This window comes from Qipengyuania mesophila (assembly GCF_019711655.1).
GTDB classification, from domain to species: Bacteria; Pseudomonadota; Alphaproteobacteria; order Sphingomonadales; family Sphingomonadaceae; genus Qipengyuania; species Qipengyuania mesophila.
In genome coordinates this window covers 160,899-174,377 of the sequence record NZ_JAIGNU010000001.1, presented here as the reverse complement: position 1 = coordinate 174,377, position 13,479 = coordinate 160,899, and the positions used below count along the sequence as shown (strand labels likewise).

The window sequence follows — 13,479 nt, the reverse complement described above, 5'->3', positions numbered from 1 at the left end:
ACGGCGTTTCAGCCACTTGCATTGCCTTTGGAGGGCATAAGGCGCAAGTGTGGGATCGATGGAACCGGTCGCGAACGACGAGGACTTAGTGGTCGAGGGCGATCCCGGAGCGCCATCAGGGCTGCGCCGCAAACGGTGGCTGGTTGTTCTGGCACTAATCGGCGCGCTCGGCATTGCTGCCCTGGTGGCGTGGCTCTCGCGCGAGCGGATCGTCGACGACATTATCCAGCGACAGCTCGAGGCCAGCGGTGTCCCTGCCATCTACAAGATCGAACGCGTCGGGGCGCGGACGCAAATCTTGTCCGATGTCGTCATCGGCGATCCCGAGGCGCCCGATTTCACCGCCCAGCGCGTCATTGTGACCCTGCGCCATCGGCTCGGCATTCCCGAAATCGGCGGCGTGACGCTGGTCGAACCGCGGCTCTACGGCAGCTTCCGGGACGGCAAACTCAGTCTCGGGAGCCTCGATCCGCTCGTTTTCGGTCCAAGCGAGGAACCCGCCGCGCTGCCCAACCTCAACCTGGCGATACGCGATGGACGCGGGCTGATCGAAACCGATTACGGCCCTGTCGGGCTGAAGTTCGTTGGATCCGGATTGGTCAGCCACGGCTGGAAAGGCACTCTCGCGGCGGTCGCGCCGCAGCTCGCGCTGCCGGGATGCACGGCGGGCCGGACCACCGCCTATGGTGAAGTCACGACGGTGTCGGGCGAACCGCAGTTTTCGGGACCGCTGCGGCTGGCCGCGCTTGCTTGTCAGGAGCAGAAGCTGGCCCTGTCCGATTATGCGATCGACCTGAAACTCGGTGCGGATACGCATCTTGCCAATCCCTCGATCGACGCGCGGCTCGAGGGCGGCGAGAGCCGCTTTGGAGATAATTCCGCTGCGGCGTTGCTCGGCACGGTTCGCGCGCAGCTGCGCGATCGCCTTGCCACTGCCCGCTTCACGCTGGCCGCGCGCGGCGTGCGCACGCCGCAGGCCCTTGCGGCGGTGCTGACTGCGGAAGGCCAGTTGCGGACGAGCGACGGCTTCGAACGCTTCCAGCTCGATGGCAATCTGGAAGGCAACGGCCTGCGTCTCGGGCAATCGACCGTCGCGGCTGTCGAATCGCTGGCCAGCAGCGGCGAGGGGACGCTGCTAGCACCGCTCACGCGCAAGCTGGCCGCCGCATTGCAGGCCGAAGCGCGGGGCAGTTCGCTCGAAGCGGACATTCGTTGGCGGAGCGATCCGGCCGGATACTCGTTGCTGGCTCCCCGCGCTGAACTCAGGGGAGGGAGCGGCGCCCGGCTGGTGTCGCTTTCACGCGTCGAGATCGGCGCGCTGGGCGACCAGATGCCGCGCATTTCAGGGAATATCGCCACCGGCGGGGCCGGCATGCCGCGGATCACCGGGCGGATGGAGCGCAGCGAATCGGGCGGATCGGTCTTTCGCCTGGCGATGGAGCGCTATGCGGCGGGCGACAGTGCGCTCGCCGTGCCCAATATCGTGATCGCGCAGGGAGCCGGCGGTGCAGTCGGCTTTTCCGGCCGAATGCTTGCGAGCGGTCCCTTGCCGGGCGGTTCGGCGACCAATCTGCGGGTTCCGCTCGAAGGGCGCTACGCCGATGGGAAACTCGCCCTCTGGCGAAATTGTATCGATATCGGTTTCGATCGCCTCGAACTCGCCAGTCTCGCCTTCGAACGGCGCGGGCTGACGCTTTGCCCGCCGCGCGGGCGCCCGATCCTCACCAGTGGTCCCGATTCGCTGCGCATCGCCGCCGGCACCTCCGCCCTCGATCTCGAAGGCCATCTCGGCGAGACTCCCATCCGGCTTGCGACGGGCCCGGTCGGGTTCGCATATCCCGGCGTCATGACCGCGCGGTCCGTCGAAGTCGCGCTGGGTCCTGCCGCCACTGCGAGCCACTTCCGCATTACCGGCCTCGACGCGCGGCTGGGCAGTGATATCGCCGGGACCTTCAGCGGCGCGGACGTGGCGCTGGCGGCGGTTCCGCTCGATGTGACCGAGGCCAATGGCCAGTGGCGCTACGCCGACGGCCGGCTGGTGCTCGATGGCGCCGACTTCACCCTGGTCGATCGCCAGAAGCCTCCGCGGTTCGAGCCGTTGGTCGCGCGCGGGGCCGAGTTGACGCTGGTCGACAACCGGATCGACGCCCATGCCGAACTGCGCCATCCGGGAAGCGACCGGCTCGTCACCAATGTCGACATTCGCCATGACCTGGCGAGCGGCGCGGGGTACGCTGACCTCGCCGTACCGGGCCTGCAATTCGACCGCAGTCTGCAGCCCGACCAACTTTCGCGATTGGCCTTGGGCGTCATTGCCAATGCCGATGGCATCGTGACCGGCAAGGGGCGGATCAACTGGGCAGCCGATGGGACGGTCACCAGCACCGGAGCCTTCTCCAGCGACGACCTCGATTTCGCAGCGGCGTTCGGACCGGTGAAGGGGGCCAGCGGGACGATCGAATTCACCGACCTGCTCAATCTGACGACTGCGCCGGGGCAGAAAATCCGCGTCGCTGCGGTCAACCCGGGTGTCGAGGTGCTCGATGGCGAGGTCGAGTTCGAACTGCGTAACGGCGAATTGCTGGCCGTCTCGGGTGGTAGCTGGCCGTTCATGGGCGGGCGCCTGATCCTGCGCGATGTCGATCTCAATCTCGGCATCAGCGAGGCGCGGCGCTACACCTTCGAAATCGTCGGGCTCGACGCCGCCGTGTTCCTCGCGACGATGGACCTCAAGAACATCACCGCCACCGGCATCTTCGACGGGACCGTGCCGATCGTCTTCGACGTCAACGGCAACGGCAAGATCGACGAGGGCGTGCTGATCTCGCGTCCCCCGGGGGGGAATATCTCCTACGTCGGCGAACTGACCTACGAAGACCTCTCACCGATCGCCAATTTCGCCTTCGATGCGCTGAAGAGCCTCGACTACACGCAGATGCGCGTGATCATGGAGGGGCCGCTGACGGGTGAGATCGTCACCCGCGTGCGCTTCGACGGGGTCAGCCAGGGCGACGGCGCGAAGTCTAACTTCATCACCAGGCAGCTCGCCGCGCTGCCGCTGCAGTTCCGCATCAACATCAAGGCGCAGTTCTACCAGTTGCTGACCAGCATGAAATCGCTCTACGATCCGGCTGCCGTGCGCGATCCGCGCGAGCTGGGCCTCTTGAGCGACGACGGGAAGCGGCTGCTGCGCCGATCCATCACGGGCGAGGAGGCCGAGCCCGATATCGATCCGGAAGACATCATTCCGGATGAATCCACCATTCAGGAGCAGGAAAGCGAGTGAGGGCTATGAATACCTCTAAATTGACCGGGAGGATGGCTGCCGTCATGCTCGCCACAGTCGCGCTCGGCGGATGCATTACGGTAAATGCGCCCGAAGAGCCGATCGTGATCGAGCTGAACGTCAACATCCGCCAGGAAGTGATCTACCGGCTCGCGGAAGACGCGGGCAATACGATCGAGGACAATGCGGATATTTTCTGATGGGTGACATGATGACCAAGATGACCAAATCGGTTCTCGCCGCCGCTGCGATGGCCACCGCGCTCGGCGGATTCGCCGCGCCGGCCTTCGCCCAGCGCGACCCGGCCTATGCCGCCGCCCGCGCCGCCGGCCAGGTGGGCGAGAAGATGGACGGCTATCTCGGCATCGTCGGCGCCGCGACTCCCGCGTTGCGGGGCATCGTCAACGACATCAACATCAAGCGCCGGGCGGTCTATTCGGAACGCGCCAAGGCGACCAATGCGACGATCGAGGAATACGCTCTCACCGCGGGTTGCCAGGCGATTCTCGCGACGACGCCGGGCGAGAAGTACCAGGCGCCCGACGGCAGCTGGCAGACCCGCACCGCCGCGCCGCCGCTGCGCGATCCGCGCTGCCCGTAACGCAGCTTCGGAAACCCGATTGGGATCGGCCCCCTCCCTCGAGCACGGGGGAGGGGGCTTTTTTGTATCCGACCTCGCGCTGGTGCGGTGCTCCGTGTTGACTCGCCACCACCCCCCTTCTAAGGGGGCGGCGCCCTCGGCGGGCAAGTCCGTGCCCGTGCCGCGCAACCCCCTGAAAAGGAGCAAGGCATGAGCGACGACGAACCCGCACGGGAACCTTTCGAGGAGGATGCGCGGATCAACGCGCTGGAAAAGCGGCTGGCAGCCGCCCAGCAGCGCGAAGAGCAGCGTAACCGTCCCAAGGCTTCGGGGGCCGATGCGAATTATCGCAGCGGCAACCGTGTGCTGGCGGACCTTCTTGGCGGGATTCTCGGCGGTGCGGTCATCGGTTATGCCATCGGCTATTTTACCGGGACCAATCCCTGGGGTCTGTTGGTCGGCCTGTTCCTCGGAACCGTGGTCGCCTTCAGGAACATTATCCGTGCGGCAAACCAGCGCCCCGAAGAGTGATCCCGTCGAGGGGCTTCCGGGGCGTTAGTTACAGGATCTAGGGACTAGACAGACGTGGCAGCCGAGCAGGCCAAAGTCGATCCGATGCATCAGTTCACCATCGAACCGCTTGTCGGTTCGGGGAACTGGGAAATCGCAGGCTACAACATCGCCTTCACCAATTCCGCTCTGTGGATGCTGATCACCACCGTGGTGCTCTTCCTCTTCGTTCTGGGCGGGATGAAGCGCGAGCTGGTGCCCGGGCGCTGGCAGATGATGGTGGAAAGCTTCACCGGTTTCATCGACAACACGCTGGAAACCAACATCGGCAAGGCCGGGCGCAAATACGTGCCCTATGTCTTCAGCCTGTTCATGTTCATCCTGTTCGCCAACATCCTCGGCCTGCTGCCGCTGGGCGTGATCGGGATCCATCCGTTCACCTTCACCAGCCACTTCACCATCACCGGCGCGCTCGCGATCCTGTCGTTCTCGATCGTCCTCGTCGTCGGTTTCTGGAAGCACGGCCTCCATTTCTTCAGCCTGTTCGTGCCGCATGGCACGCCGCTGCCGATGATCCCGATCATCGCGCCGATCGAGTTCATCTCGTTCATGGTGCGCCCATTCAGCCTCGGGCTGCGTCTCTTCGTCGCGATGATGGCCGGGCACGTTCTGCTCGAAGTCCTGTCGAGCTTCGTGATCGACGGTACCAACGCCGGCGCCCTGTGGGGTAGCGTGGTCGGCCTGCCGAGCTTCATCCTGATGATCGGCATCTGCGCACTGGAACTGCTGGTTGCCGGCATCCAGGCCTATGTTTTCGCCCTTCTGACGTCGCTGTACATCAACGACGCCGAGAACCTCCACTAAGTCTTCAATCAATCTATCTGATTTTCCAAAGGAGTTTGTCATGGAAATGGAAGCCGCAAAGCTCATCGGTGCGGGCCTCGCTGCGATCGGTGCCGGCATGGCCGCGATCGGCGTTGGTAACGTCTTCGGTTCGTTCCTCGAAAGCGCGCTGCGCAACCCGGGTGCTGCCGACGGCCAGCAGGGCCGCCTGTTCATCGGCTTCGCCGCTGCCGAACTTCTCGGCCTGCTGGCGTTCGTCGTCGCGATGATCCTGATCTTCGTCGCCTAAGCACGACTACCGACTTTGCGCCGGTCGGGAGCGTCCCGGCCGGCGTCGAGAATTCAACGTATCCGCCTTTCGAGAGCTGCAATGCCCCAGATAGCACAGCTTGCCGAAACATGGTCCAGCCAGATCTTCTGGCTGATGGTCTTCTTCGGCATCACCTTCTTCGTCATCGGCCGTGGCATGGTGCCCAAGGTGATGGAAACCGTCGCCCAGCGTGACGGCCAGATCTCCGCCGACCTCGCCGCTGCCAAGGCCGCGCGCGACGCCGCCGACGAGCAGGAAGAAGCTTGGCGGGTGCGCGAGAACGAGAACCGCGCCGCGGCGCAGGCGATCGTCGCCAAGGCCAAGGACGAGGCTGCCGCCAAGTCAGAGAGCAAGCTGAAGGCGGCGCAGACGCGTCTCGACAAGAAGCTGGCCGAAGCCGAAGCCCGCATAGCCGAAGCGCGCACCGCCGCGCTCGCCGAAGTGGAATCGGTCGCGGTTGAAGCGGCTCAGGACATCGTTGCCCGGATTGCCGGGGCGAAGGTGACCAAGCCTGCCGCAACCAAGGCCGTCAAGGAGGCGATGAGCCATGGCTAATCCCGTTCCCGAAGTCATTGCTTCCGAGGCTGCTCAGGTGAACACCGAAGTCGGGCATGGCGGGGCACCCAGCCATGCCGAACCCGAACTGTTCGGCCTCGCTCCGTTCCAGATCGTCTCGGTCGCGATGTTCGTCCTGCTGCTGATCGCCTTCTTCGGCGCCAAGGTCCACAAGACCATCGCCGGCGGGCTCGACAGCAAGATCGCCGCGATCAAGGAACAGCTCGACGAGGCGAAGCAGCTGCGCGCCGAGGCCGAAGCCCTGCGCCAGGAATATGCCGACAAGATCGCCGGTGCCGAAAAGGATGCCGAGGCCATGCTGACCAATGCGCAGCATGAAGCCGAAGCGATCCTCGAGAAAGCCGAAGCCGACAGCAAGGCGATGGTCGAACGCCGCAAGCGCATGGCCGAAGACAAGATCGCCGCTGCAGAGCGCGAGGCGGTCGAGGACGTGCGCAACCGCGCCGTCAACGCCGCGACCTCGGCCAGCCGCAAGCTGATCGCCGAAAAGCACGATGCCGACGCCGACAAGGCGCTGGCGGACAAGGTGATCGCCGGGATCTGATCCTCGCACGGGCCTCGGCCCGGCACGGAACGAATTGCAAGGGCTGCGGCTTTTTCCTGTGAACGCAGGAGAAAACCGTGGCCCTTTCCGCATGCGCAATAAACTGTTCGCTGGCCAAATCATCCGCTCGCAAGAGCTCGACCGACGCCATGATCGAGGTGCTCGGCGAACATTTCACCAATCATGGCGTGACCGTGGGCGAAACGATCCGTGTTGTCGATCATGATGTGCTGCCGGGGGTAAGCTCCGACGAGGGCGAAGGCGACGAATGGCCGGCCATTCGCGAACGGATACTCGCTGCCGACATCCTCGTGTTCGGGACCCCGATCTGGATGGGGCAAGCGTCGTCGGTGGCGAAGCGCGTGCTCGAGAGGATGGATGCCTTCCTCTCCGAAACCGACGAGGCGGGGCGAATGCCGAGCTATGGCAAAGTCGCGGTCGCGGCCATCGTCGGCAACGAGGATGGTGCGCACTGGGTGAGTTCTCAGCTGTTTCAGAGCCTGAACGACACGGGCTGGACGATTCCGGCCGTCGCCGCCTGCTATTGGGTGGGCGAGGCGATGCATGCGACCGACTTCAAGGATTTGGAGCACCGTCCGCGCAAGGTGACGCAGACTGCTGAGATGGTAGCGAGTAATGCAGCGCACCTGGCGGGGCTGCTCAAGGCGGATCCTTATCCCGGCTGAAGCACGAGCTTCCCGATGATCTCGCCGCGCTGCATCGCCTCGAAGGCCTCGCGCCAGCGGTCGAGGGGGAGGGTGCGGTCGACATGCGGCTTGATGCGGCCTTCGGCGGCGAGTGCGTCCACGGCATCGGCGATCCTCGCCCCGCGATCGGGGAAGCGCCGGGCATATTCGCCCGCGCGCACGCCGACCACCGAGAAGCCCTTGATCAGCGGGATATTGACCGCGATTTCGGGGATGCGACCGGCGACGAAGCCGATCACCAGCAGCTTGCCGCCGAAGGTCACACAGCGCGTGCTCTCGTCGAAGACGTCGCCGCCGACGGGGTCGTAGACGAGATCGCAGAGCCTTCCGTCTGTCAGCGTCGCGATATCCTCGCGGAAACGGCCGGTGTTGAGGATCGCTGCGTCGGGCCGTGCGATTGTGCGCAAGGCCTCGACTTTGTCCTCCCGGTGCGTGGCGGCAATGACCTTGGCCCCCATTGCCTTGGCGAGGTCGCAGGCGGCGAGGCCGACCCCGCCGCTCGCGCCATGAACCAGCACGGTTTGCCCGGCCTCGAGCCCGCCGATCTCGACCAGCGCGACATAGGCGGTGTGATAGGCCGCGCCCATCGCCGCCGCCGTGGGGAAATCGAGGCCGTCGGGAATCTTGCGCAGCGAGGCAGCGGGCAGGGCGACATAATCGGCAAAAGCGCCAGTCTTTGCCCCGCCGCGCACCCGGTCGCCGGGGATGAAGCCGCTATCGGCCGGTGCCTCGACCACCTCGCCCGCCATCTCCAGACCCGAGACGAAGGGCGGCTCGGGTTTGAACTGGTACTCGCCGCGCGTCATCAGCAGGTCGGGGTAATTGAGCGAGGCTGCGCGCACCCGCACCAGAACCTCGCCCTTGGGCCGCCCGATTTCGGCCAGCTCGACACCCGAGAGGTCGGGCGACAGCTCTCGCACGAGAACGGCCTTCATGGCGGTCAAAAATTGTCCTTGGCGGCGCGCAGGGCGGCGAAGGTCTCGGCGGGGCTGCTGCCGCCCCAGCGGTCGCGCAGATCGGCGTCGTCGGCGCGCAGGAAGGGGTTGGTCGCCAGCTCGCGCGACAGCAGTGTCGGCACCGTCGGCTCGCCGCGCTCGCGCTTCTCGTCGATGCGCGCGGCATAGAGCCTGAGCTCGGTATTGTCGGGATCGGCATGGAGCGCGAATTTCGCATTGGCCTGCGTATATTCATGCGCGCAATAGAGCATGGTGTTGTCGGGCAGGCTGCGGATGCGCTCGAGGCTGTGCCAGAACTGTTCCGCCTCGCCCTCGAACATCCGCCCGCAGCCCAGTGCGAAGACGCTGTCGCCGACGAAGGCCATGTCCGCCGCGGCAATGTGATAGGCGACATGGCCGTTGGTATGGCCCGAGACGTCGATCACGCGCGCGGTCCATTCGCCCAGCGTCACCGCGTCGCCATTGCCCACGACGCGGTCGATCGGGCTGAGCTTCTCGACCTCTTTCGGTGCCACGATGGTGGCCCCGGTTGCCTCCACGATAGCCTTGTTTCCGCCAGCGTGGTCTGGGTGCCAGTGCGTGTTCCAGATCTGCGTGATCCGCCAGCCCTTCGCCTCGGCCTGGCGCAGGTATTCCGCGCCATCGGGCGTATCGATCGCCGCGGTTTCGCCGCTGGCGGGATCGTGGAGGAGGTATCCGTAATTGTCGGACAGGCAGGGGAACTGGTGGACTTCGAGCATGGGTTTCATTGGCCCTATCGCGCTACGTTGCGACGGCAGCCTAGGCTCGATCCTGCACATAGGAAAGGCCCGCCGCTCGAGGTGAGCGACGGGCCTTGCCTGTTACCCGGAAGCGGGCGGGAAGAGCTTAGTCTTCCTTCTTCTTCAGCGCTTCGCCGAGGATGTCGCCGAGCGAGGCACCCGAATCCGACGAACCGAACTGTGCAACGGCTTCCTTCTCTTCGGCGATCTGGCGAGCCTTGATCGAGAAGTTCGGCTTCTTCGAACGATCGAAGCCGGTGACCATGGCGTCGACCTTGCTGCCGACCTGGAAGCGGTCGGGGCGCTGTTCGTCGCGGTCGCGGCCGAGGTCGCTGCGCTTGATGAAGCCGGTCGCGCCGTCTTCGCCAACCTGCACTTCGAGGCCGCCATCGCGGACTTCGAGGACGGTGACGGTGACGGTTTCGCCCTTGCGGAGCGAGCCCGAGGCACCGGCTTCGGTCGGCGCGCCCTTTTCGAGCTGCTTCATGCCGAGGCTGATGCGTTCCTTGTCGGTGTCGACGTCGAGCACGACGGCTTCGACCTGCTCGCCCTTGCGGTGCAGCGCGAGCGCGTCTTCACCCGAGATGCCCCAGGCGATGTCCGACATGTGGACCATGCCGTCGACGTCGCCGTCGAGGCCGATGAAGAGGCCGAACTCGGTGGCGTTCTTGACTTCGCCCGAGACCTTCGAGCCGACCGGGTGCTTCTCGGCGAACTCTTCCCAAGGGTTGCGCTGGGCCTGCTTGAGGCCGAGGCTGATGCGACGCTTCTCGCTGTCGACCTCGAGAACCATCACTTCGACTTCCTGCGAGGTCGAGACGATCTTGCCCGGGTGCACGTTCTTCTTGGTCCAGCTCATTTCCGAAACGTGGACCAGGCCCTCGATGCCCGGTTCGATTTCGACGAAGGCGCCGTATTCGGTAATGTTGGTGACGGTGCCCGTCAGCTTCATGCCGACCGGGTACTTGGCGGCGACGCCGTCCCACGGATCCGATTCCAGCTGCTTCATGCCGAGGCTGATGCGCTGCGTGTCTTCGTTGATGCGGATGATCTGGACGGTCACGGTCTGGCCGATCTCGATCATTTCGCTCGGGTGGTTGACGCGCTTGTAGCTCATGTCGGTGACGTGGAGCAGGCCGTCGATACCGCCGAGGTCGACGAAGGCGCCGTAGTCGGTGATGTTCTTGACCACGCCGTCGATCACCTGGCCTTCGGCCAGCTTGTCGATCAGCTCGCTGCGCTGTTCGGCGCGGGTTTCTTCCAGAACCGCGCGGCGCGAGACGACGATGTTACCGCGGCGGCGGTCCATCTTGAGGATCTGGAAGGGCTGGGCCATGTCCATCAGCGGGGTGACGTCGCGCACGGGGCGGATGTCGACCTGGCTGCCGGGCAGGAAGGCCACGGCGCCGTCGAGGTCGACGGTGAAGCCGCCCTTGACGCGGCCGAAGATGCGGCCTTCGACGCGCTTGCCTTCGCCGAACTCGCTTTCGAGCTTGTCCCAGGCGGCTTCGCGGCGGGCGCGGTCGCGCGACAGCATGGCTTCGCCGTCGGCGTTTTCGACGCGGTCGACATAGACTTCGACTTCGTCACCGACACCCGGTGCGACATCGCCTTCGCCGCGCTGGAATTCCTTGAGGTCGACGCGGCCTTCGCTCTTCAGGCCGACATCGATGTGCGCCATGCCGTTTTCGATGGCGGTGACGGTGCCCTTGACGACGCGGCCTTCGAAGCCGCCATCGTCGGCGCCGCCGAGCTGCTCGTCGAGCATTTTCGCGAAATCGTCGCGAGTGGGATTGGCTGCAGTTGCCATGGTTGTGTAGTCCTAACGTTCGTTTTGCTACCGGCCGCCGGTTTTCCCGGGGTCTTTACCCGTCTGCCTGCGCACCATTGCACGGGCCGTACGGGGCAAGAGGCCGATGCCGCGCGGGGCCGGTTGCCATCGCGCGGGTCCTTTCAATCGACAGATTGCGAGAACGGGCGCGCGCCTAGGCGAAACCGGCGCCGAAGGCAAGGAAATTGCTTCGTGCGCCGCTATGTAACCGGTTCATTAGGAAAATCTTTGGGGTTGCCGCGCCACAAGCCGAATTCGACCTACGAGAAGTCAAACGTGGATCCGGGCTACCCGACAAAGCGCAAATGAAACACAGGATCTTACCCCAGGATGTCACGGCGGGCATGTTCATCTGCGGCTTCGGCGGCGGCTGGCTGAACCATCCCTTCTGGGTCAAGCGGTTCGAAGTAAAGCCCCGCCATCTTCGAAGGCTGGCGGAATCGGCAGTGCCCTTCGTGATCATCGATGACGAGAAGGGGCCGGGACCGGCAGAAGCCGCGCAGGACAGCCCTTCCACAGCGAGCGCGAGCGCACAAGCTAGGCCGTGCGACGACGGGAAGGAGTCGATCCGGCCCCTGCGTTCGAGGAAGCCCGGCGGGCCGTCGCGCGGGTCTTACAGTGCCGCGCCTGCCCGCAACAGCAAGCGCGCCGAGGCCAAGCGGCTCCTCGCACGCTCGCTTGCGGTGACGCGCGAAACCTTTGCGAACATCCGGTCGGGCAAACCGATTCGCATGGCGGAGGTGAGCGATGTCGTCGAAGACATCGTCGGCTCGACCGCGCAATGCCCGCGCGCCCTGCTCGAGGTCCTGCGTCTCAAGCAGAAGGACGAATACACCTATCTCCATTCGGTCGCCGTCTGCACACTGATGATCAATGTCGCACGCCAGCTCGGCAAGGACGAGGCAGAGGTCTTCGACTACGGCCTGGCCGGCCTGTTCCACGATCTCGGAAAGATGTGTGTCGACCAGGCGATCCTCGACAAGCCCGGCAGCCTGGACGAAGCCGAATTCGACGCGGTTCGCACCCACCCGATCCAGGGCTACGACATTCTGGCTCGGACATCCGGAGTGCCCGCGATCGCGCTCGATGTCTGCCGCCACCATCACGAACGCCCCGACGGCAAGGGCTATCCTTCGGGCCTGTCCGGGGCGGAGCTGTCCGAAGCCGCGCGGCTCGGCGCGATCTGCGACGTCTATGACGCGCTGACCTCGGACCGCGCCTACAAGGACGCCTGGAGCCCCAGCAAGGCGATGACGGCGATGTGGGGCTGGGAAGGGCAGTTCGACCGCGAACTGCTGTTCGCCTTCATGCAGAGCGTGGGCGTGTATCCCGAAGGCCTCGTGGTCGAACTCGACGGCGACCGGCTTGGCCTCGTCCTTGCGCCCCGAAGCGATGGGCAGCGTTCGCGCGTGCTGGTGTTCTTCTGCACCGCCACCGGGAGGCCGATCGCAGCAAAGGATGCGAGCACCGCGGGCAAGCGCGACAGCGTGGCGATTCTCGCGCCCGCCGATCCGCAGGCCTACGGGATCGCTCCCGAGCTGTGCAGCGAAGCGCATTTACGCGGGGTCGAGTGGACGCGGAAGCCTGTCGCCACGCTCGCCGTCTGAAACGAAGCGCTCAGTCGCCGGTGTAGAGCATGGCGACATCGCAGCGTTCGTAGCGCGCGCCGTAATCGGCCATGATGCCTGCATCATGCGTGAAGCCGAGCTTTTCATAGAGGTGGATCGCCGCCGCACAGGTGTGGTTGGTCAGAAGATAGAGCTTCTCCGCGCCCAGTGCCTGCGCACGATCGATCATCCCCTGCAGCAGGAACTCGCCCGCCTTCAGCCCGCGCGCGCTTTCACGGACCCCCATCTTGGTCAGCTCGAAGGCGCCGGGGCCGGTCTTCTGCAACGCGCAGGTGCCGACGATGCCGAGCCCCGCGGCCTCGACGAAGAGGATGTCGCCTCCGGGATCGATGATACGCTCCTGCGGGTGTTCGAGGACCTCGCGATCGGTTTCCTCGAGCACGAACATGCTTTCGATCCATTCGGCGTTGATGTCGTGGAATTCGCGGGCGAGGGCGGGGGAATAATCGCGCAGGGTGAGGGCGGAGGGCTGTACCCGGGCCGCGCGTTCGGCGATCGATGCCTCGGCCAGCGCATCCTCGATGATCGCCAGCTGGCGAAAGAAATCGCCCTCGACCAGAGAGAGGATCTCTTCCGCCGCCGCGCCGACGCGAGGCCAGACCAGTTCCGCGATCCGGCGAGCCATGCGCTCGCCTTCGTCGGTGAGGGCGATCATCCGGCTGCGCTGGTCGTCGCAGGCGACATCGCCCGCGAGGCCCAACCGCTTGAGCTGGCTCACGGTGCGCGTCATCCCGGGCTGGCTGGTACCGCTCGCCTCGGCCAGCTGCCCGACCGTCCGGGGGCCGGTGCGCAGTGCCGCCATGGCCGCCATGTGCCCGGGTTGCAGCGGGATACCCGCGTCGCTCAGCACGCTGGCGGCCCCCGCCTGCATGCGCTCTCCCAGTCGTTTTAGCCTGCTGCCGAGGAAAGCGGGACCCATCTGCGCGACGACATCGACCATCCGAATC

General features: G+C 65.3%; 14 protein-coding genes. 10 read left to right on the top strand and 4 right to left on the bottom strand.

The annotated features are described in order from the left end of the window. The first annotated feature begins 58 nt into the window (after window positions 1-58). The 9 genes from K3181_RS00860 to K3181_RS00820 all read left to right on the top strand — a co-directional run bounded on the left by K3181_RS00860 (window position 59) and on the right by K3181_RS00820 (window position 7,335). Window positions 59-3,286, top strand: coding sequence for an intermembrane phospholipid transport protein YdbH family protein (locus tag K3181_RS00860; RefSeq protein ID WP_221599925.1), 3,228 nt, complete (start codon window positions 59-61; stop codon window positions 3,284-3,286). 32 nt (window positions 3,287-3,318) lie between these two features. Next, window positions 3,319-3,486, top strand: a complete 168-nt coding sequence (locus tag K3181_RS00855) for a YnbE family lipoprotein (RefSeq protein WP_247714817.1) — start codon at window positions 3,319-3,321, stop codon at window positions 3,484-3,486. Between the two features lie 8 nt (window positions 3,487-3,494). Beyond that, the gene (locus K3181_RS00850) at window positions 3,495-3,887 is read left to right on the top strand and encodes a YdbL family probable chaperone protein (RefSeq protein WP_221602775.1); all 393 of its coding nucleotides are present in this window, start codon (window positions 3,495-3,497) and stop codon (window positions 3,885-3,887) included. 189 nt (window positions 3,888-4,076) lie between these two features. Next, window positions 4,077-4,397, top strand: coding sequence for an AtpZ/AtpI family protein (locus K3181_RS00845; RefSeq protein WP_221599923.1), 321 nt, complete (start codon window positions 4,077-4,079; stop codon window positions 4,395-4,397). Between the two features lie 54 nt (window positions 4,398-4,451). Beyond that, the gene (locus K3181_RS00840) at window positions 4,452-5,240 is read left to right on the top strand and encodes a F0F1 ATP synthase subunit A (RefSeq protein WP_345725430.1); all 789 of its coding nucleotides are present in this window, start codon (window positions 4,452-4,454) and stop codon (window positions 5,238-5,240) included. Window positions 5,241-5,280: 40 nt separating this feature from the next. Beyond that, window positions 5,281-5,508 carry a F0F1 ATP synthase subunit C gene (locus K3181_RS00835; protein ID WP_006832363.1) on the top strand — a complete coding sequence of 76 codons (228 nt, stop codon included), beginning with the start codon at window positions 5,281-5,283 and terminating at the stop codon, window positions 5,506-5,508. An 81-nt stretch (window positions 5,509-5,589) separates the two neighbouring features. Beyond that, window positions 5,590-6,084: a F0F1 ATP synthase subunit B family protein gene (locus K3181_RS00830; protein ID WP_221599922.1), complete on the top strand. Its 495-nt coding sequence runs from the start codon at window positions 5,590-5,592 to the stop codon at window positions 6,082-6,084. Next, window positions 6,077-6,649, top strand: coding sequence for a F0F1 ATP synthase subunit B family protein (locus K3181_RS00825; protein WP_221599920.1), 573 nt, complete (start codon window positions 6,077-6,079; stop codon window positions 6,647-6,649). Before K3181_RS00830 ends, K3181_RS00825 begins: the two co-directional genes overlap by 8 nt. A gap of 77 nt (window positions 6,650-6,726) precedes the next feature. Further along, complete coding sequence (locus tag K3181_RS00820) at window positions 6,727-7,335, top strand: flavodoxin family protein (protein WP_221599918.1); 609 nt, start codon at window positions 6,727-6,729, stop codon at window positions 7,333-7,335. On the opposite strand, the gene K3181_RS00815 is transcribed toward K3181_RS00820, so the two are convergent. The 3 genes from K3181_RS00815 to rpsA form a co-directional block, all read right to left on the bottom strand. Continuing rightward, on the bottom strand, window positions 7,323-8,291 hold the full coding sequence (locus K3181_RS00815) for an NADPH:quinone oxidoreductase family protein (RefSeq protein WP_221599916.1): 969 nt from the start codon (window positions 8,289-8,291) through the stop codon (window positions 7,323-7,325). The genes K3181_RS00820 and K3181_RS00815 overlap by 13 nt on opposite strands. A gap of 5 nt (window positions 8,292-8,296) precedes the next feature. Continuing rightward, complete coding sequence (gloB, locus tag K3181_RS00810; protein WP_221602773.1) at window positions 8,297-9,052, bottom strand: hydroxyacylglutathione hydrolase; 756 nt, start codon at window positions 9,050-9,052, stop codon at window positions 8,297-8,299. A gap of 127 nt (window positions 9,053-9,179) precedes the next feature. Further along, the gene (gene rpsA, locus K3181_RS00805) at window positions 9,180-10,883 is read right to left on the bottom strand and encodes a 30S ribosomal protein S1 (RefSeq protein WP_221599914.1); all 1,704 of its coding nucleotides are present in this window, start codon (window positions 10,881-10,883) and stop codon (window positions 9,180-9,182) included. Window positions 10,884-11,209: 326 nt separating this feature from the next. On the opposite strand from rpsA, the gene K3181_RS00800 reads away from it, so the two are divergent. Then, window positions 11,210-12,511, top strand: a complete 1,302-nt coding sequence (locus tag K3181_RS00800) for a cyclic di-GMP phosphodiesterase (protein WP_221599913.1) — start codon at window positions 11,210-11,212, stop codon at window positions 12,509-12,511. Between the two features lie 10 nt (window positions 12,512-12,521). Here K3181_RS00800 and K3181_RS00795 read toward each other — a convergent pair whose 3' ends face one another. Continuing rightward, window positions 12,522-13,472, bottom strand: a complete 951-nt coding sequence (locus K3181_RS00795; RefSeq protein WP_221599912.1) for a bifunctional helix-turn-helix transcriptional regulator/GNAT family N-acetyltransferase — start codon at window positions 13,470-13,472, stop codon at window positions 12,522-12,524. Window positions 13,473-13,479: the final 7 nt, after the last annotated feature.